Raw genomic sequence first — 18,923 nt, 5'->3', positions numbered from 1 at the left:
GACGGTCCGTGCCGGCGTTGCCCTCGTACCCCTCGCTCACGTCCTGCCGCCCCTCGGTGACGTTCGGTCAAGCCCGGCGCATGCTCCGGGAGTTGCTGCTGCACGCCCACCCGTCACCCGGCCACCACCCCTCAACGACGGTGTTGCGCACCGGTCCTTGATATCAAGTTGCGGAGGACGATCCTACGGTTGTGGACCGGGGGCGCATCAAGGGTCTCATGAGGACACGTGCGCGGGCGTACGGTCCCAGTCCTCCGGCAAAGAAGGTACAGCCCAGGACGGATCCGGGCGCCAGTGCTGCCAGCCCTCGCTGAACGGCGGCCCCCAGGCGCGGATCACCTCCACCGCGGAATCGCCCGCCTTCCGCACCCGCTCGGCCACCGACTCGTCCATCAGCCCGTCCCGCCGGGCCTGCGCGAACTCGTCCTCGTCGCGCCAGTGCCAACTGCGGTCCGGGTGGACGGAGATGTCGAGGAAGTGGTCCTCGGAGTCCACACCGCCACGCCAACGGGTGAGCGGGGTCTCGAGGTTCACGTACCAGTTCTTGAACCGCCAGCCCGGCTCCCAGAACAGCCACACCGACCAGGGCTCGCCCGGCCGGGCCAGCTTCAGCACGCCGGTGCCGAACCAGCGGTCGTACTGCACGGTCCGCGGCTTGGTGTAGCGCGTCCGCAGCGGCTCGACGTGCACGGGCGTGCCGTCGGCGAGGACCGGCTTGACGCACTCGGTGCCGGGCGCCAGCCACACGGCGAGCAGCTCGGCGTCGTCGCGGACGACGGTGACGGGGCGGGCGATGTGGAAACGCTCGCCCGCGTTCTCCCGGTACCGCCACAGGATCTGGCTGCCGGGCGCCCAGAAGTCCGCCGACGTGCCCGCTGCCGCTTGCGCCCTCACCGCTCCGCCCTCTGCCATGCACAGATATTAGGTGTCACAGGCAAACGACGCTGCGGTCCGCGTCACGGTTCTCGCCGGGGCGCCGATTGGTTACGGACGCGTCATACGCAGGACATCCAGGGCCTCGTCGAGCTGCTGTTCGGTCAGGTCCCCCCGTTCCACGTAGCCGCCCTCCACCACGACCTGCCGGATCGTCTTGCGCTGGGCCAGCGCCTTCTTGGCGACCTTGGCGGCCTCCTCGTAGCCGATGTACTTGTTGAGCGGGGTGACGACCGACGGTGAGGACTCGGCGTACTCGCGCGCCCGCTCCCGGTTCGCGGTGATGCCGTCCACGGTCCGGTCGGCGAGCAGCCGGGAGACGTTGGCGAGCAGCCGGATCGACTCCAGGACGTTCTTGGCGATCACCGGCAGCATGACGTTGAGTTCGAAGTTGCCGGCCGCTCCCGCGGTGGCGACGGTGGCGTCGTTCCCGATGACCTGGGCGGCGACCATGAGGACCGCCTCCGGGATCACCGGGTTGACCTTGCCCGGCATGATCGACGAGCCGGGCTGGAGGTCGGGCAGGGCGATCTCGGCGAGCCCGGTGCGCGGACCGGAGGACATCCAGCGCAGATCATTGGCGATCTTCGTCAGCCCGACCGCGATGGTCCGCAGCTGCCCGCTGGTCTCCACGATCCCGTCCCGCGCGCCCTGCGCCTCGAAGTGGTCGCGCGCCTCGGTCAGCGGCAGCCCGGTGGCCCGGGCGACCTCCTCGATGACGGCCGCCGAGAAGCCGGGCGGGGTGTTGATGCCGGTGCCGACGGCCGTGCCGCCCAGGGGCAGCTCGGCGAGGCGGGGGAGCGAGGCGTGCAGCCGCTCCACGCCGTAGCGGATCTGGGCCGCGTACCCGCCGAACTCCTGGCCGAGGGTGACGGGCGTGGCGTCCATCAGATGCGTGCGCCCCGACTTCACGACGTCCGCGAACTCCTCGGACTTGCGCTCCAGCGAGCCCGCCAGGTGTTCCAGGGCCGGGACCAGGTCCCGGGTGACGGCGGCGGTGGCGGCGATGTGGATGGAGGACGGGAAGACGTCGTTGGAGGACTGCGAGGCGTTGACGTGGTCGTTGGGGTGGACGTCCCGGCCGAGCCGCTCGGTCGCGAGCGTGGCGATGACCTCGTTGGTGTTCATGTTCGAGGAGGTGCCGGAACCGGTCTGGAAGACGTCGATCGGGAAGTGCTCGTCCCACTCGCCCCGCGCGACCTCCTCGGCCGCCTCCCGGATCGCCTCCGCGACGTCCTTGTCGAGCACCCCGAGCCGCCCGTTCACCTTCGCCGCCGCGCCCTTGATTCGGGCGAGCGCCTCGATGTGGGCGCGTTCGACGCGCTGGCCGGAGATGGGGAAGTTCTCGACGGCACGCTGCGTCTGGGCCCGCCACTTGGCACCCGCCGGGACGCGTACCTCACCCATGGAGTCGTGCTCGATCCGGTATCCGGTCCCGCTCTGTTCCTGCTCGTCGGTCATCGACGATCACCTCCACGTCTCACAGCGTCCACGACGGGACCACTGTTCCCCGCGGAGGCGAACCGTCACCGCCGTCCGCCGTACGGGCCTAGCCCAGGCCCGGCCCCCGTACCGGGATCGACGTGAACGTCGGCTGTGGGGCGGGGTCCTGGAAGAAGTCGTTGCCCTTGTCGTCCACGACGATGAACGCCGGGAAGTCCTCGACCTCGATCTTCCAGACCGCCTCCATGCCGAGCTCCTCGTACTCGACGACCTCGACCTTCTTGATGCAGTCCTGGGCGAGACGGGCGGCCGGACCGCCGATGGAACCGAGGTAGAAGCCGCCGTGCGCGTCGCAGGCGTCCGTGACCTGCTTGCTGCGGTTGCCCTTGGCGAGCATGACCTTGGAGCCGCCGGCGGCCTGGAACTGCTCGACGTAGGAGTCCATGCGGCCGGCCGTGGTCGGGCCGAAGGAACCGGAGGCGTACCCCTCGGGCGTCTTCGCCGGGCCGGCGTAGTACACCGGGTGGTCCTTCAGGTACTGCGGCATCTCCTCGCCCGCGTCGAGCCGCTCCTTGATCTTGGCGTGCGCGATGTCACGGGCCACGACCAGCGGGCCGGTGAGGGAGAGGCGGGTCTTCACCGGGTACTTGGTGAGCTCGGCGAGGATCGACTCCATCGGCTGGTTCAGGTCGATCCGCACGACGTCGGACTCGTCCAGGTGCTCGTCGGTCGTCTCCGGCAGGAAGCGCGCCGGGTCCGTCTCCAGCTGCTCCAGGAAGACGCCCTCCGGGGTGATCTTCGCGAGTGCCTGGCGGTCGGCCGAGCAGGAGACGGCGATGGCGACGGGGCAGGAGGCGCCGTGGCGCGGGAGGCGGACGACGCGGACGTCGTGGCAGAAGTACTTGCCGCCGAACTGCGCGCCGATCCCGATCCTCTGCGTCAGCTCGAAGACCTTCTGCTCCAGCTCCTTGTCCCGGAAGCCGTGCCCGAGCTCGGAGCCCTCGGCCGGGATCTCGTCCAGGTAGTGGGCGGAGGCGTACTTGGCGGTCTTCAGCGCGTACTCGGCGCTCGTGCCGCCCACGACGATGGCCAGGTGGTACGGCGGGCAGGCGGCCGTACCCAGCGAACGGATCTTCTCCTCCAGGAACTTCATCATGGAGGACTCGTTCAGGACGGCCTTCGTCTCCTGGTACAGGAAGGACTTGTTGGCGGAGCCGCCGCCCTTCGCCATGAACAGGAACTTGTACGCGCCGCCGTCGGTGGCGTACAGCTCGATCTGGGCGGGGAGGTTGGAGCCGGTGTTCTTCTCCTCCCACATGGTGAGCGGAGCCATCTGCGAGTAGCGCAGGTTGAGGTTCTTGTACGCGTCGTAGACGCCGCGCGAGAGGGCCGCCTCGTCGCCGCCCTCGGTCAGCACGTTCTGGCCGCGCTTGCCCATGACGATCGCCGTACCGGTGTCCTGGCACATGGGCAGCACGCCGGCGGCGGCGATGTTGGCGTTCTTCAGCAGGTCCAGGGCGACGAACTTGTCGTTGCCGGACGCCTCGGGGTCGTCGATGATGCGGCGCAGCTGGGCGAGGTGGGCGGGCCGCAGGTAGTGCTGGATGTCGTGGATGGCCTCCTCGGCGAGCTTGCGCAGCGCCTCCGGCTCCACCTTGAGGAACGTCCGCCCGTCGGCCTCGAAGGTGGAGACACCCTCGGAGGTCACCAGCCGGTAGGGGGTGGTGTCCTCTCCCATGGGGAGCAGATCGGTGTACGCGAACTCAGGCATCGCAGCCCATTCCTCACTCGACAGACGGCCGCCCGCCGACACTGGCGGGCGCTCACCAGCGTAGAACCTCCCGTTGACGGCGAGCTTGTGAGGTTGTCCTCAGTTGGGGGGTAGTCGCGATCTATCGCGTTTCGCTACGCTGCTGCCGTGGACCTTCAGAAGCACACCGAACCGACGTCCGCGGCGGCCGGCCTGCGCGCCTCGGACGCCGACCGCGACCGTGTCGCCGACATCCTGCGCGAGGCCCTCGGCGAAGGCCGTCTGACCGCCGACGAGCACGCCGAGCGGGTGGAGGGCGTGCTCGCCGCCAAGACCGTCGGGGAGCTGGAGGTGTTCATACGGGACCTGCCGGCCGCCCACGGGCACCGCGCGGCCCCCTCGTTCGCCGCCGCCCCCGACCGGCCCCCGCTGGGCAGCGTCCCGGTCGACCCGGACGACCATGTGGTGGCGGTGCTCAGCAGCGCCGTGCGCAGGGGCCGGCGGCGCGCCGGACGCCGTATCCACGCGTACGCGTTCTTCGGCAGCGTGGAGATAGACCTCAGCGAGGCGCTGTTCGAGTACCAGCAGGTCGTCATCAAGGCGGTCGCGGTCTTCGGCAGCGTCGAGGTCCGCGTCCCGGAGAACGTCTCGCTGCGCGGCACCGGCGGCGGGGTGCTCGGCAGCTTCGAGGTGGCCACGCTGGACTCGGACGACGAGAACGCCCCCGTGGTCTACGTCGACGGCTGGGCCGTGCTGGGCAGTGTCGAGGCGAAACCGAAGCGTGGCAGGTTCGTCGCGGACATTCTCGATCGCGTGCAGCACAAGGTCGACAAGAGTTTGCGCAAATACCTGGACCGTTGACGGATGTGAATCCGGCCCTTCCGCAGGGGAACGGGTTCACCGGCGGCCGTGGCGGCGCACCCCTGGCAAGCACGGGCGATCCGGCGGTTCGGAACTCAGTGCATAGGCGTGCGCACAGCGGGTAGGGCTTGCTGCATCGTCGCTCGCTCGCGAAGCCGTCGTCAGGAGTAGACCGTGCTGCAACCGCCGCATTCGTCCCTGCAGGTAGCTGCCGTTCCGGCCCAGCGGGTGCCAGTGCCAGTCAGGGACCAGGACGCCCCGTGGCACACCGAGGCCGTGTGCCGGCGGGACGAGGCCGGCCTGTTCTTCGCTCCCTCCAAGGAGCCCACGGCGGCACGCCTGTCCCGCGAGGAGGCGGCCAAGCGCGTCTGCGCCCGCTGTCCGGTGATGGTCGAGTGCCGTGAGCACGCCCTGCTGCAACCCGAGCCCTACGGCGTCTGGGGCGGTCTCACGGCCGCCGAGCGCCGCGTGGTGCTCGCCAGGCGCCGGCGCCGCGAGATGGAGCTGAAGAAGACGGCGCGAGCGCAGGGCCGTATAGCGGCGGCGGGATAGCACCCGTACGGACGAGAAGTGGGCGCCCCCTACCGCACCAGGGGGCGCCCACTTCTCGGCTCGGCGGCCGGTTCCCGGCCGGACCGGGCTACTTGGCGCGGTCGAAGTCGATCGCGCTGTAGGCCCGCAGCTTGCTGAGCCGGTGGTCGGAGGCGATCCGCCGGACCGTCCCCGACTTCGAGCGCATCACGATCGAGTCGGTCGTCGCGGTCTCCGACCGGTACCGCACACCCCGCAGCAGCTCCCCGTCGGTGATCCCGGTGGCGACGAAGAACACGTTCTCCCCGGCCACCAGGTCGTCGGTCATCAGCACGCGGTCCAGGTCGTGCCCGGCGTCGATCGCCCGCGCCCGCTCCTCGTCGTCCTTGGGCCACAGCTTGCCCTGGATCGTGCCGCCGAGGCACTTCACGGCGCAGGCCGAGATGATGCCCTCGGGCGTGCCGCCGATGCCCAGCAGCATGTCGACACCGGTGCCCTCGCGCAGCGCGTAGATCGACCCGGCGACATCGCCGTCGGAGATCAGCTTGATCCGTGCCCCGGCCTCCCGGATCTCCTTGATGATCCCCTCGTGCCGCGGCCGGTCCAGGATCACCACGGTCACGTCCTCCGGGGTGGACCGCTTGGCCTTGGCCACCCGCCGGATGTTCACCGACACGGGCGCGTCGATGTCGACGAAGTCCGCCGCCTCGGGCCCGGTGACCAGTTTGTCCATGTAGAAGACGGCGGACGGGTCGAACATCGACCCGCGGTCCGCGGCCGCCAGCACGGCGATCGCGTTCGGCATGCCCTTGGCCGTCAGCGTGGTTCCGTCGATCGGGTCGACGGCGATGTCGCACTCGGGACCGGTTCCGTCACCGACGCGCTCGCCGTTGAAGAGCATCGGCGCCTCGTCCTTCTCGCCCTCGCCGATGACGACCACGCCGTTCATCGACACGGTGGAGACGAGGGTCCGCATGGCGCGTACGGCGGCGCCGTCGGCGCCGTTCTTGTCGCCCCGTCCGACCCAGCGGCCCGCGGCCATCGCGGCGGCTTCGGTCACCCGGACGAGCTCCAGGGCGAGGTTGCGGTCGGGGGCTTCGCTGGGAACTTCGAGCTCGGACGGCAAGTGATGATGCTCGGTCATCGGAGCGCACCTTTCTGATACGACGACGGCCGGATGAGGGTTCGACCCTCGACTCTATCGTCAGTCCGACAAAATGAGCAGGGGACCCCACGGATGAGCGGACCGGGCACCTGCGACGATAGAGGGCGTGGCAGGTTCGAACGGCAGGCAGAAGACGGTCCGGGACATGATTCTCTCCCTGGGCCTCATCGGGATCGCGGCGGCGCTCATCTACGTCTTCATCCCCCACGACGACTCGGCTCCCGACATCAAGCGGGTCGACTACCGCGTCGAGCTGCTCACGGCACGCCGCGCCGCGGCCTATCCGGTGGCCGCGCCCGAGGGCCTGCCCAAGACCTGGAAGGCGACGTCCGTACGCTTCGACGGCGCGAACTTCGACGCCTGGCACCTGGGCTTCCACGCCCCCGACGGTCAGTACGTGCAGGTCGAGCAGTCGACTCAGAAGCCGTCGGAGTTCATCGACCAGGCCACTCAGGGCGGTACGGCGACCAGGGCCACCCAGGACATCGACGGCAGGACCTGGACGCGCTACACCGGCGGCCGCTACGACGCCCTGGTGCTGCCCGGCAAGGGCTCGACGACGGTGGTCGCGGGCACCGGCTCCCTGCGGCAGCTGACCGAGGTGGCGCAGGCGCTGAAGATGTCGTGACCGAGACGCGCGCATGCGAGGAGGCCCCCGGCGGTGACGCCGGGGGCCTCCTCGCATGCGGGGCTCGCTCAGACCGTGGTGACGACCTGCTCGTAGTCCAGGCGCGGAGAGCGCGGGAACCAGGCGTCCTCGCCCGGCTTGCCGATGTTGACGACCATCAGCGGGGTGTGGTCGTCGTCCAGGAACTCCTTGCGGACGCCCTCGAAGTCGAGACCGGTCATCGGGCCGGCGGCGAGACCGGCGGCACGGACGCCGATGATGAAGTAGGCGGCCTGGAGGGCGGCGTTCAGCGCGGCGTTCTTCTCGCGGGCCTCGCGGCTGCCGGCGAAGAGGTCCTTGGCCTGCGGGAAGTGCGGGAAGAGGTGCGGCAGCTCCTCGTGGAACTCGTTGTCCGCGGAGAGGATCGCGACCAGCGGGGCGGCGGCGGTCTTCTTCTGGTTGCCCTCGGCCAGGTGCTGCACCAGGCGCTCACGGGCCTCGGCGGAGCGGACCAGCGTCACGCGCAGCGGCGACTGGTTCATGGAGGTCGGGCCGTACTTGACCAGGTCGTAGATCGCCTGCACCTGCTCGTCCGTCACCGGCTCGTCGGTGAAGGTGTTCGCGGTGCGGGCCTCACGGAACAGCAGGTCCTGGGCGGCGGGGTCGAGAACGAGAGACATGCGGGATCTTCCTCGGGGTGACGTGCGACCCGTACCGGACCGCGGTCCGGATCGGCTGACGGCACCGAAGGTACGCCAGGGGAGGTTCAAGTTTCAACTAATGTGAAGGTGTGGTGATCCGCTTCACAACGGGACGGCTCGCGCCCCTACTCGTCGTCCTCCCGGGCGTCGCCCCCGTCGGCCGCTTCCTCCTCGGCCAGAGCGGCGTCCAGGCGGGCGCGGGCCCCGTCCAGCCAGCGCCGGCACACCTTGGCCAGCTCCTCGCCGCGCTCCCACAGGGCCAGCGACTCCTCCAGCGTCGTGCCGCCCGCCTCCAGCCGCCGTACGACCTCGATCAGTTCGTCGCGCGCCTGCTCGTACCCGAGCGCCTCTTCCGCCACCTTGCTGGTCATCCACCCACCCTATGTGTCGACTCGGACAACGAACTCGCCCTCACTGACCCGTGCCCGCAGCGTCTCGTCCGCCGTGACCTCGCCCGGATCCCGCACCACGTGCCCGTCGGCCTTCTGCAGCACCGCGTACCCGCGCTTGAGGGTGGCGGAGGGAGAGAGGGCGACCACGCGCGCGTGCGTGTGCGTGAGCTCGGAGTCGGCCCGGTCGAGGAGATGGCCCACGGTCCGCCGCGAGCGGTCCACCAGCGAGGCCACGTGGTCGGCCCGCTCGTCGACCATCCGGTGCGGATCCTGTATCGCGGGCCGGGCGAGGGCGTGCGCGAGCCCGCGCTCCTCCCGCTCCACCAGGGCCTGCGCACAGCGCCGGGCCCGGTCCCGCAGCATCCGCACCCGCTCGTACTCCTCGCCCACGTCCGGGACGACCTTCTTGGCGGCGTCGGTCGGAGTCGAGGCACGCAGGTCGGCCACGTGATCGAGGAGGGGATTGTCGGGCTCGTGCCCGATGGCGGACACCACGGGCGTACGGCACTCCGCGACGGCACGCACCAACTGCTCGTCGGAGAACGGCAGCAGGTCCTCCACGCTGCCACCCCCTCGGGCGACGATGATCACGTCCACGCCGGCCAGCTCGTCGAGCTCCTTCACGGCCTGCACGACCTGCGGGACGGCGTGCACACCCTGCACGGCGACGTTGCGCACCTCGAAGCGGACCGCGGGCCAGCGGTGCCGGGCGTTCTCCAGCACGTCCCGCTCCGCCGCGGACGCCCGCCCGCACACCAGCCCGATCAGCTGCGGCAGAAACGGCAACGGCTTCTTCCGCTCCGCCGAGAACAGCCCCTCGGCGGCCAACGCCTTCTTCAGCCGCTCCAGCCGGGCGAGCAGTTCACCGACACCGACGGGCCTTATCTCGGTGGCGCGCAGGGAGAGCTGGCCGCGCGGGGCGTACCACTCCGGCTTGGCCTGCACGACGACCCGCGCGCCCTCGCCGACCACGTCGGCGACGGCATCGAACACCTGCCGGTAACAGGTCACGCTGATCGAGATGTCGTACGACGGATCACGCAACGTCAGAAACACCACCCCGGCCCCGGGCCGCCGCGACAACTGCGTGATCTGCCCTTCGACCCAGACCGCCCCCAACCGGTCGATCCACCCCCCGATGAGCCGCGAGACCTCACCGACGGGCACGGGCGTTTCGGCGGACGTGTTGAGAGCCATGCCGCGAGGGTAACGGCCCGCTCCGACAACGCGGGTCAGCGTCGTTCGGCCGGCCCTGCGCGACTGGCGCCCGCGCTGTGCCACCGGTACCGCGCACCCGACCGCCGGCCACACCGCCCCCACCACCTGCGCCGCACCCGACGCCGCCACGATCACCGCGACCGTGATCGCCGCCCCCAGCACCGGAACCAGCACCTGCCGCCACCACCTCACCGGACCCGCGGACCGAGGCCGCGTCGCAGGCCGTGCCCCTCGCCGGTGGTTTGTTCCGCCGTGCCGGTCCTGGACATGCCGCCTCCGCCGGTGCCCCGTCCGTCGTGTCCCGTCCCACCCCTCCCACCCCACGGCCGGTCTCCCCGCGGACGCGATCTTCGACCCCCCGGACGTGGCCCTACGATGGACGCATGACTGCTTCGCCTGGCCGCCGTGTCCTGCTCGCCGCCCCCCGTGGCTACTGCGCGGGTGTGGACCGCGCCGTGATCGCCGTCGAGAAAGCCCTCGAGCAGTACGGGGCTCCGATCTACGTCCGCCACGAGATCGTCCACAACAAGTACGTCGTGCAGACCCTGGAGAAGAAGGGCGCGATCTTCGTCGAGCGGACCGAGGAGGTCCCCGAGGGGAACATCGTGATGTTCTCCGCGCACGGCGTCGCCCCCGTCGTCCACGAGGAGGCCGAGCGCGGCAGGCTCGCCACCATCGACGCGACCTGCCCGCTGGTCACCAAGGTCCACAAGGAAGCCGTCCGCTTCGCCAACGAGGACTACGACATCCTCCTGATCGGGCACGAGGGGCACGAGGAGGTCATCGGCACCTCCGGCGAGGCCCCCGACCACATCACCCTCGTCGACGGCCCCGGCGACGTCGCCAAGGTCGAGGTCCGCGACCCCTCCAAGGTCGTGTGGCTGTCCCAGACCACGCTCTCCGTCGACGAGACCATGGAGACCGTCGACGCGCTGAAGGAGAAGTTCCCGCAGCTGATCTCCCCGCCCAGCGACGACATCTGCTACGCCACCCAGAACCGCCAGCTCGCGGTGAAGCAGATGGGCGCCGAGGCGGACCTGGTCATCGTGGTCGGCTCCCGCAACTCCTCCAACTCCAAGCGCCTGGTCGAGGTCGCCAAGCTGGCCGGGGCCCGCGCGGCGTACCTCGTGGACTTCGCCGACGAGATCGACGCGGCCTGGCTGGAGGGCGTGACCACGGTCGGCGTCACCTCCGGCGCCTCCGTCCCGGAGGTCCTCGTCGAGCAGGTCCTGGAGTGGCTGTCGCAGCGCGGCTTCGAGGACGTGGAGATCGTCAAGGCGGCCGAGGAGTCCATCACCTTCTCGCTGCCCAAGGAGCTGCGCCGCGATCTCCGCGAGGAGGCGGCTGCACTGATCGCCGAGCGTACGGGCACCTCCGCGGAGTGACCGTCAGTCGTACGTCGTAACGTAGAGCCATGCAGATCTTCGGCCTGGACATCGGTGGATCCGGGATCAAGGGCGCCCCTGTCGACCTCGACAGGGGCGACCTGGCCCAGGAGCGCTTCAAGGTGCTCACCCCGCAGCCGGCCACGCCCGACGGCGTGGCCGACGGTGTGAAGCAGGTGATCGACCACTTCGGCTGGACGGGCCCGGTCGGACTCACCTTCCCGGGCGTGGTCACCGACGGATCCCACATCCGTACGGCGGCCAACGTCGACAAGAGCTGGATCGACACGGACGCGCGCGCGTTGTTCAGCGAACGTCTGGGCGGCCTGCCGGCGACGGTGGTCAACGACGCGGACGCGGCGGGCGTCGCCGAGATGCACTTCGGTGCCGGCAAGGACCGCAGGGGCACCGTCATCCTGCTGACCTTCGGCACGGGCATCGGCAGCGCGCTCTTCGTCGACGGCGTCCTCGTCCCCAACACCGAGCTGGGCCACCTGGAGCTGCACGGTCACGACGCGGAGAAGCGCGCCTCCAGCAAGGCCAAGGACGACGCCGACCTGACCTGGGAGCACTGGGCGAACCGGGTCCAGAAGTACCTCGCCCACGTCGAGATGCTCTTCTCGCCGGACCTGTTCATCATCGGCGGCGGCGTCAGCCGCAAGTCCGCGAAGTTCCTGCACTTCATCGAGGGCATCAAGGCGGAGGTCCTCCCCGCGCAGCTGCAGAACAACGCGGGGATCGTGGGCGCCGCGATGCGAGCGGTCACCGAGCACTAGCAGCGCCCCCGGAGGGGTCGGTCAGCGGGGCGGGTCGGTCCTGCGCCGGACGGCCTGACGGCGCATCAGCGCGGCCCGCCGCACGATCACGATCAGTCCGGCGATCAGCGTCCCTCCGTACAGCCATCCCGCCTGGGTGGCGAGCGCCGTCACCAGGCCCATCAGCCGGTCCAGCGCCCCGCCGCCGCTGTCGGCGACGGGGAGCAGGCCCACCGCGAAGGCGATCGGCACGACCACGGGGGCGGTCACCAGGTCGCCCTTGCGCACCCAGGCCGCGGTCAGGACGCACACCGGCAGGAACAGCACGCCGTACACCGTCAGCGAGCCGCCGAGGAGCAGGTCGTCGAGGCAGCCGAGGACGAACATCACGGCCCCGCAGAACAGGCCGCCGCCCAGCCCGGTCAGCCGCGGGTTGGGCAGCCGCCGCGCCCCCACCAGCAGGGGAGCGCCGGGTCGCCGAACCCCCGCGGGGCGGGCGGCCGGGCGCTTCGGCGCGGGATGCGGCGCAGGTCGCGCACCACCGCCCGCGGCGCCGCCGCGGGTCGCCTGCGGGGGCAGCGGGGGCGTGCCTCGTCGCGTTCCGTCGTGCGGGGGTCGCGTCCTGTGTTGCTCCACCCGACCAACTTAGGTCTGTTTATGTGTCGAATCGCCCCTGGGACACGCCGTAGGAAAGACCTTGGCCATGCGTTCGATCCGTATCCGGGGCGCGGTTCGGCACGCCGTAGACTGGTGGATCGGCCCAGCCCCTCCAGTCCTCTCCTCTCACGTACGGGAAGTCGCAACGTGTCGCTCACGATCGGAATCGTCGGTCTGCCGAATGTCGGCAAGTCGACCCTGTTCAACGCCCTGACCAAGAACGACGTGCTCGCGGCCAACTACCCGTTCGCCACGATCGAGCCGAACGTGGGCGTGGTCGGCGTCCCCGACGCCCGGCTGACGAAACTGGCCGAAATCTTCTCCTCGCAGCGGATACTCCCGGCGACCGTCGACTTCGTCGACATCGCGGGCATCGTGCGCGGCGCGAGCGAGGGCGAGGGCCTGGGCAACAAGTTCCTGGCGAACATCCGCGAGTCCGACGCGATCTGCCAGGTCATCCGTGCCTTCAAGGACGAGAACGTCGTGCACGTCGACGGCAAGGTCTCGCCGAAGGACGACATCGAGACGATCAACACCGAGCTGATCCTCGCCGACCTGCAGACCATCGAGAAGGTCCTGCCGCGCCTGCAGAAGGAGTCGCGGATCAAGAAGGACATCGCGCCGAAGGTGAAGGCCGTCGAGGAGGCCAAGGAGATCCTGGAGAAGGGCGACACGCTCTTCGCGCACGGCATCGTCCAGGGCAGCGAGCGCGCCGAGCCGCTGCACGACCTGCACCTCCTGACGACGAAGCCCTTCCTGTACGTCTTCAACGTCGACGAGGACGAACTGGTCGACGACGACTTCAAGAACGAGCAGCGCGCCCTGGTCGCACCCGCCGAGGCGATCTTCCTCAACGCCAAGCTGGAGGCGGACCTCGCCGAGCTCGACGAGGCCGACGCGATGGAGCTGCTGGAGTCCGTCGGCGCCGAGGAGCCCGGCCTCGCCACCCTCGCGCGCGTGGGCTTCAACACCCTCGGCCTGCAGACCTACCTCACGGCCGGCCCCAAGGAATCCCGCGCCTGGACCATCAAGAAGGGCGCCACCGCCCCCGAGGCCGCCGGTGTCATCCACACCGACTTCCAGAAGGGCTTCATCAAGGCGGAGGTCATCTCCTTCGCCGACCTGGTGGAGACCGGCTCGGTCGCCGAGGCCCGCGCCAAGGGCAAGGCCCGTATGGAGGGCAAGGACTACGTCATGCAGGACGGCGACGTGGTGGAGTTCAGGTTCAACGTGTGATCACGGCGGGGACCGGGCTCCTTGCGGCCCGGTCCCTTGTGCGTTCGCCCGCTCAGCTGCTGGGTGGGGTGAGTTTGTTCAGGTCCAGGGTGATCTCGAACTGGCTCAACCGTGGCGACTCGGCGAGGGCCGAGCCGCGAGATCGTCGACGGTGCGACCGGTCCGGTTACCCCAGGGCGGCCTCGGCTGCCGCCAGTACCGTGCGGGTCTGGTGGGCGACCTGGTGGTGGACGGGGACCCAGCGCAGGCCGAGGGTCTTCTCGAAGTCCGTGCACCAGGTGGTGAAGAGGTCGTCCAGGTCGCGGTACAGGCCCGGGGCGGCGGGGTCGTCCGCCGTCTTCAGCAGGCGCAGGAGGAGGCCCGCGGCCCGCAGGGGCTGGCGGCGGGCCACGATGTCGAGGGCGGAGACCTGGGCCCTCGTCAGCGCGGGCCGCTCGTCCTCGGCCGCCTGCCGGGCGAGGGGCTGCCAGGACTCGGCGACCAGGTCGTAGAGACCGTCGGCCATCCACTCCAGCACCCGCCGCGGCGGGCTGCCCTCGGGCGGCGGCAGGAAGGCGCGCGCCTTGTCGAGGACGGCGGTCACCTGCCGGCCGCCGTCCCGGACCAGGCCGGCCAGGTCGCGCAGTACGGCGGCGGCCTCCGGATGCGGCGAGGAGTCGTCGGCCAGGTCGCTCGCCCACAGGGGCACTTCGACGATCGCGGTGAGACCGCCGTGGCGCTGGGGCGCGCACCAGGTGGACAGCCCGATGTTCTCGGAGCCGGCCGCCAGCCGGGCGGTGCTGTCCGGCGGGGGCAGTACGTGGATTCCGGGGCTGGGGTTCTCCCAGTACAGGGCGTCGAAGGTGCCGAGCTGGACGGGGATGCCGAGGGCCGCGGCCGACGCCTGGAAGGGCGCGGCCAGTTCGGGCAGGTCCCGGGTCAACTGCACCCAGCTGCCGCCCGCTTCGACGCTGTGCAGGGAGCACTGGAGAACGGGACGCAGTTCGTCGATCACCGCGAACAGCGCCTGGCTCTCGGGGAGTTGTCGTGCCACGATCGGCGCCCACTCCGGCTGCTCCGCCGCGACGGGGCGGTAGGCGGCGCGGTAGTAGCCGGCCAGGGGGTGGTCCGGGCCGGCCGTCGCCTCTTCGACTCCCCGGCTCAGCGCGGCGCCGTCCGGGTCCAGGCACAGGACGATGTCCCAGGTGACGAGGGAGAGGTCGGTCGCCGCGCACGACCGGTCACCGCGTGCCAGCCGCTCCGCCAGGGCCAGCGCGGTGGCGGGGCCCACCGGTTCGTCGGGATGCGGCCCGGCGACGACCAGGACATGGCGCGGTCCGTGTCCCAGGGACAGCATCGTCATCGGGCGGCCCGCACGGGAGGTACCGATCCGGCGCAGCCGGCCGGTGGCACCGGGGAAGCGGGACACCAACCGCCGCGCCGAGTCGGTGACTTCCGCGACCGTCGGGTAACGGTCCATGACCGTCGGAGAACGGTCCATCGTCCGCGTCCGGTCAGGCGCCGCCGTTGCCACCGGACTCGCCGGTGGTCTCCTTCTTGTCCAGCGGGCGGATCTCGATCTTGTTCGGCATGCCGTGTCCTCCTGACGATGGCTGCGGCCTGCGGTGGTCCGACGTGCTCATGCCAGAGTTGGTCAGCCGCACGATTGTTGTCAATGTCCGTTGCCCGCCGGTGAGTTGGGGCTGACGAGATTGGCGTGAAGATGACTGTGCACGCGCTGCGGCGGCCCCGGATCAAGCCGGAGCACCGGGCCTACCGGACCGTCGACGGCAACGTGCGGATCGGCAGCGTCGTCCACGGCGTCGGCGCCGAGGTCAAGGACCCCGACGGCTGGGTGTGGACGCTGGTCGAGGCCATGGACGGCACGCGGAGCGCCGCGGCCGTCGTCGCCGAGGTCGCCCGCCGCCATCCGCAACTGCGGCTGCCGGAACCGGACATCGCCCAGGCGATGGCGGACCTCACCTCGGCCGGGTACGTGGAGGACGCCGGCGCCGTGCCGCCCGCGGAGCTGTCGGAGCGGGAACGAGAGCGTTACGGCCGGGGCATGACCCTGCTGCGCTGGATGGACCTCCGGCCCAGGGAGAGTGCCTGGGAGCCGCAGCTGCTGCTGCGCCGCGCCCGGGTCCTGCTGGTCGGCCTCGGCGGCACCGGCTCGGCCGCCGCCCGGGACCTGGTGGCCTCCGGGGTGGGGCGGCTGCACTGCGTCGAACCCGACGTCGTCGAACTGTCCAATCTCGACCGCCAGACCCTCTTCCGCGAGGCCGACGTCGGCACACCCAAGCTCGACGCGGCCCTGACGGCACTGCGCGCCCTGAACTCGGACACGACGGTCACCGGCGAGCGCCGGGAGGTGCGCGACCCGTCGGACCTCGAGGAACTCCTGGCCGAAGGCGCTCCGCACTACGACCTGCTGCTCCTGGCCGCCGACCGCCCGCCCGTGATCCGCCGATGGGCCAATCAGGTCTGCCTGGCCTCCGGCATCCCGTGGGCCGAGGCCGGCTATCGCGGGCCCCTGGTGAGTGTCGGGGCGTTCACGCCCGGCCGGGGCGCCTGCTGGGAGTGTCTGCGCAGTACCGAGGTCGAGCGCCGCGACCTGCGTCTCGCACCCGGCCAGGACGAGGAGGCCGCCTCGCCCCGGATGCCGTGGAACCCGGTGAACGCCGTGACCGCGGGCCTGTCCGGCGGTCTGCTGGCCCATGCGGCGATCATGCTGCTGTGCGGGGTACCGCCGGTCGAGCCCGGCTGCCGGTTCGGCCTCAACCTCATGGTTCCCGGCGAGGCGATCATGCAGCGCTCGGAGCGCCGCCCCGACTGCCCGGCCTGCGGAACCTGAACACCGAAGGCCCGGCGTGACCGGCCCCCGCGGCCCCGGCGGCCGGCCCCCGCGGTCCCGGCGCCCCGGCCCCCGGCGCCCCGGCCCCCGCGGTCCCGGCGCCCCGGCGCCCCGGCCCCCGCGGTCCCGGCCCCCGGCCCCCGCGGTCCCGGCGCCCCGGCCCCCGCGGTCCCGGCCCCCGGCCTTCGCGGTCCCGGCCTTCGCGGTCCCGGCGCCCGGCCCCCGGCCGCTGCCGCACCGCGCGTGACACGCCCCGGGATGGCCCATCGCACCGTCCCGCGAGCAATCCGGTCATAACGTATGGAATATGACTAAATGTCGCATCGCGTATCTGGCGTGCACGGCAGCGATCCTCGGGGCGGGCCTCGGTGCCGCCCCGCCGGTCTCCGTGCCCAGTTTCCACCTGGTGTTCCCCGGCCAGTCCATCCAGAAGGCGGTGGATGCCGCCGCCCCCGGGGACACCGTGCTGGTGACCCCCGGCACCTACCACGAGAGCGTCAAGGTGACGACGCCTCACCTGACCCTGCGGGGCACGGGCCGTGAGACGGTCGTCGAACCGGGCACCGACAAGACGGGCGCCTGCGCGGCGCGCGGCAACGGCATCTGTGTGATCGGCGCCAAGGGCCACGACCTCCGCGGCGTCACCGTGGCCGACCTGACGGTGACCGGTTTCGGCCACACCGGCGTCTTCGCCATGGCCACCGACGGCCTGACCGTGCGGAACGTGACCTCGGCGAAGAACGGCGTGTGGGGCATCGCCCAGGAGGGCTCGGTGCGCAGCGTGCTCCGCGCCAACACCGCCCGGGACAACGGCGACGCGGGCATCTTCCTCGCCAACACCATCACCAGGGAGGCGGGCGCCGCGGACACCCACGGCACCCGCGTGGAGCACAACCGGCTGCAGGGCAACCGGATCGGCATCACCGTCCGCCGCCTGCGCGACCTCTCCGTCGCCGCCAACCACCTCACCGGCAACTGCGCGGGCGTGATGGTCGTCGGCGACGAGAACAAGCCCAAGACCGGCGACGTGACCGTCCGCGACAACCGCGTCGTGCGCAACAACAAGTCGTGCCCCAAGACCGAGCGGCTGCCCGCCCTCCAGGGCTCCGGCATCGTCCTGACCGGCGCCGACGACATCCTCGTCACCCACAACACGATCCGGGACAACGTGGGTGCCTCACCGCTGTCCGGCGGCATCGTGCTGTTCAAGAGCTTCGTGGGCGTCACCAGCGACCACAACCGCATCAAGGACAACGTGCTGCAGAACAACGCCCCGGCCGACCTGGTCAACGGCGACCCCGGCCGGGACAACACCTTCGACGGCAACAACTGCCGGGCGTCCAGGCCCGCCGGCCTGTGCTGACCGCCGTACCGTTCGACTCCAGGAAGGAGGGCGGCACATGACGACCGCCCAGACCGCCCCACCGCCGTCGATGCGGCTGCGGGAACTCGCCTTCGGGGCGGCCTGTGCCGCCGCCCTGCGCGCCGCGGCACGCCTCGGCGTCGCCGACGCCCTCGGCGACGACCCCATGGCCGCGGAGGACCTCGCAGCCGCGGTGAAGTCCGAACCGGGGCCGCTACGACGGCTGCTGCGGGCCCTGTCCTGCTACGGCGTCTTCGCCGAGCGGCCGGACGGGACGTTCGCGCACACCGACGTGTCCCGGCTGCTGCGCGAGGACGACCCGCACAGCCTGCGCGCCATCGCCCTGTGGTGCACCGAGCCGTGGACCTGGGACGCCTGGCCGATGCTGGACGAGGCCGTGCGCAGCGGCCGCAACGTCGTGCAGGAGCTGTACGGCAAGGAGTTCTTCCAGTACCTCAACGAGGACGCGCCCGAGTCCGCGCACGTCTTCAACCGGGCCATGACCACCTCCAGCAAGCAGTCCGCGAAGGAGGTCGCCGAACTCCTCGACCTGTCCGGGAGCGCGTCGGTCGCCGACATCGGGGGAGGCCAGGGGCACGTCGTGGCGAGCCTGCTGGAGAAGTACCCGTCGATGCGCGGCACCCTGCTCGACCTGCCGCAGGTGGTGGAGAACGCCGACCCCCGGCTGCGGGAGGGCGGCGCGCTCGCCGACCGGGTGCAGATCCTGGGCGGCGACTGCCGGGTGTCCGTGCCGGTCCGGGCCGACACGTACATCATCAAGAACATCCTGGAGTGGGACGACGAGAGCACGGCCCGCCTGCTGCGCAACGTCCGTGAGACCGGCGGGCCCGGGGCCAGGGTCGTGGTCATCGAGAACCTGGTCGACGACACGCCCTCCATGCGGTTCAGCACCGCCATGGACCTGTTGCTGCTGCTCAACGTCGGCGGGGCCAAGCACACCACCGAGAGCATGGTGAGCCGGATCACCGAGGCAGGGCTGGTCATCGACGACATCAGCCCCGTCAACCCCTACCTGCACGCCTTCGACTGCCACGTCCCGGGCTGAGCGGGGCCTCACACACCGGTCGCCGGA

At 71.0% G+C, this 18,923-nt stretch carries 19 protein-coding genes; 9 read left to right on the top strand and 10 right to left on the bottom strand.

Features of this window, described 5'->3' with window-relative positions; genetic code table 11:
- Window positions 1–216 precede the first annotated feature (216 nt).
- The 3 genes from fomD to ACQF4J_RS18145 form a co-directional block, all read right to left on the bottom strand.
- Window positions 217–912 carry a cytidylyl-2-hydroxypropylphosphonate hydrolase gene (gene fomD / locus ACQF4J_RS18155; RefSeq protein WP_351566261.1) on the bottom strand — a complete coding sequence of 232 codons (696 nt, stop codon included), beginning with the start codon at window positions 910–912 and terminating at the stop codon, window positions 217–219.
- A gap of 72 nt (window positions 913–984) precedes the next feature.
- A complete protein-coding gene (locus ACQF4J_RS18150) occupies window positions 985–2,394 on the bottom strand; it encodes a class II fumarate hydratase (RefSeq protein ID WP_351566264.1) in 1,410 nt (469 codons plus the stop codon).
- A gap of 88 nt (window positions 2,395–2,482) precedes the next feature.
- Window positions 2,483–4,147, bottom strand: a complete 1,665-nt coding sequence (locus ACQF4J_RS18145; protein WP_351566267.1) for a fumarate hydratase — start codon at window positions 4,145–4,147, stop codon at window positions 2,483–2,485.
- 147 nt (window positions 4,148–4,294) lie between these two features.
- Here ACQF4J_RS18145 and ACQF4J_RS18140 point away from each other — a divergent pair, with 147 nt between their 5' ends.
- Window positions 4,295–4,987, top strand: a complete 693-nt coding sequence (locus tag ACQF4J_RS18140) for a DUF1707 SHOCT-like domain-containing protein (RefSeq protein ID WP_351566270.1) — start codon at window positions 4,295–4,297, stop codon at window positions 4,985–4,987.
- Window positions 4,988–5,161: 174 nt separating this feature from the next.
- Window positions 5,162–5,539 carry a WhiB family transcriptional regulator gene (locus ACQF4J_RS18135; RefSeq protein ID WP_079077994.1) on the top strand — a complete coding sequence of 126 codons (378 nt, stop codon included), beginning with the start codon at window positions 5,162–5,164 and terminating at the stop codon, window positions 5,537–5,539.
- A gap of 88 nt (window positions 5,540–5,627) precedes the next feature.
- Here the strand turns inward: ACQF4J_RS18135 and glpX are convergent, their stop codons facing one another.
- Window positions 5,628–6,662, bottom strand: a complete 1,035-nt coding sequence (glpX, locus tag ACQF4J_RS18130) for a class II fructose-bisphosphatase (protein WP_058923475.1) — start codon at window positions 6,660–6,662, stop codon at window positions 5,628–5,630.
- 127 nt (window positions 6,663–6,789) lie between these two features.
- Between glpX and ACQF4J_RS18125 the strand changes: the two genes are divergently transcribed.
- Entirely contained in the window at window positions 6,790–7,311 is a 522-nt protein-coding gene (locus ACQF4J_RS18125) for a DUF4245 domain-containing protein (RefSeq protein ID WP_427166147.1), read from the top strand.
- Window positions 7,312–7,379: 68 nt separating this feature from the next.
- On the opposite strand, the gene ACQF4J_RS18120 is transcribed toward ACQF4J_RS18125, so the two are convergent.
- From ACQF4J_RS18120 to xseA, 3 genes are all read right to left on the bottom strand, one after another.
- The gene (locus ACQF4J_RS18120) at window positions 7,380–7,970 is read right to left on the bottom strand and encodes a malonic semialdehyde reductase (protein ID WP_351566277.1); all 591 of its coding nucleotides are present in this window, start codon (window positions 7,968–7,970) and stop codon (window positions 7,380–7,382) included.
- A gap of 146 nt (window positions 7,971–8,116) precedes the next feature.
- Window positions 8,117–8,362, bottom strand: a complete 246-nt coding sequence (locus ACQF4J_RS18115) for an exodeoxyribonuclease VII small subunit (RefSeq protein WP_427166145.1) — start codon at window positions 8,360–8,362, stop codon at window positions 8,117–8,119.
- Between the two features lie 9 nt (window positions 8,363–8,371).
- A complete protein-coding gene (gene xseA, locus ACQF4J_RS18110) occupies window positions 8,372–9,580 on the bottom strand; it encodes an exodeoxyribonuclease VII large subunit (RefSeq protein ID WP_427166144.1) in 1,209 nt (402 codons plus the stop codon).
- 404 nt (window positions 9,581–9,984) lie between these two features.
- Between xseA and ACQF4J_RS18105 the strand changes: the two genes are divergently transcribed.
- A complete protein-coding gene (locus ACQF4J_RS18105) occupies window positions 9,985–10,986 on the top strand; it encodes a 4-hydroxy-3-methylbut-2-enyl diphosphate reductase (protein ID WP_351566286.1) in 1,002 nt (333 codons plus the stop codon).
- A gap of 29 nt (window positions 10,987–11,015) precedes the next feature.
- Window positions 11,016–11,762: a polyphosphate--glucose phosphotransferase gene (gene ppgK / locus ACQF4J_RS18100; RefSeq protein WP_427166142.1), complete on the top strand. Its 747-nt coding sequence runs from the start codon at window positions 11,016–11,018 to the stop codon at window positions 11,760–11,762.
- A gap of 21 nt (window positions 11,763–11,783) precedes the next feature.
- Here the strand turns inward: ppgK and ACQF4J_RS18095 are convergent, their stop codons facing one another.
- Window positions 11,784–12,377 (bottom strand): DUF6542 domain-containing protein, encoded by a 594-nt coding sequence (locus ACQF4J_RS18095; protein ID WP_351566292.1) that lies wholly within the window; start codon window positions 12,375–12,377, stop codon window positions 11,784–11,786.
- A gap of 168 nt (window positions 12,378–12,545) precedes the next feature.
- On the opposite strand from ACQF4J_RS18095, the gene ychF reads away from it, so the two are divergent.
- A complete protein-coding gene (gene ychF, locus ACQF4J_RS18090) occupies window positions 12,546–13,634 on the top strand; it encodes a redox-regulated ATPase YchF (RefSeq protein ID WP_351566295.1) in 1,089 nt (362 codons plus the stop codon).
- Between the two features lie 166 nt (window positions 13,635–13,800).
- On the opposite strand, the gene ACQF4J_RS18085 is transcribed toward ychF, so the two are convergent.
- Both ACQF4J_RS18085 and ACQF4J_RS18080 read right to left on the bottom strand, forming a co-directional pair.
- Window positions 13,801–15,093, bottom strand: a complete 1,293-nt coding sequence (locus tag ACQF4J_RS18085) for a M14 family zinc carboxypeptidase (RefSeq protein WP_351566596.1) — start codon at window positions 15,091–15,093, stop codon at window positions 13,801–13,803.
- A 34-nt stretch (window positions 15,094–15,127) separates the two neighbouring features.
- Window positions 15,128–15,256, bottom strand: coding sequence for a hypothetical protein (locus tag ACQF4J_RS18080; RefSeq protein WP_427166140.1), 129 nt, complete (start codon window positions 15,254–15,256; stop codon window positions 15,128–15,130).
- Window positions 15,257–15,336: 80 nt separating this feature from the next.
- Between ACQF4J_RS18080 and ACQF4J_RS18075 the strand changes: the two genes are divergently transcribed.
- The 3 genes from ACQF4J_RS18075 (at window position 15,337) to ACQF4J_RS18065 (ending at window position 18,896) form a co-directional block, all read left to right on the top strand.
- On the top strand, window positions 15,337–16,467 hold the full coding sequence (locus tag ACQF4J_RS18075; RefSeq protein WP_427168595.1) for a HesA/MoeB/ThiF family protein: 1,131 nt from the start codon (window positions 15,337–15,339) through the stop codon (window positions 16,465–16,467).
- 307 nt (window positions 16,468–16,774) lie between these two features.
- On the top strand, window positions 16,775–17,830 hold the full coding sequence (locus ACQF4J_RS18070; protein WP_427166138.1) for a right-handed parallel beta-helix repeat-containing protein: 1,056 nt from the start codon (window positions 16,775–16,777) through the stop codon (window positions 17,828–17,830).
- 37 nt (window positions 17,831–17,867) lie between these two features.
- Window positions 17,868–18,896 (top strand): methyltransferase, encoded by a 1,029-nt coding sequence (locus tag ACQF4J_RS18065; protein ID WP_427166136.1) that lies wholly within the window; start codon window positions 17,868–17,870, stop codon window positions 18,894–18,896.
- Window positions 18,897–18,923 lie beyond the last annotated feature (27 nt).

It is taken from the genome of Streptomyces sp. C1-1 (genome assembly GCF_050214755.1).
Classification (GTDB): Bacteria; Actinomycetota; Actinomycetes; order Streptomycetales; family Streptomycetaceae; genus Streptomyces.
This window is presented reverse-complemented; position numbering and strand designations above follow the sequence as displayed.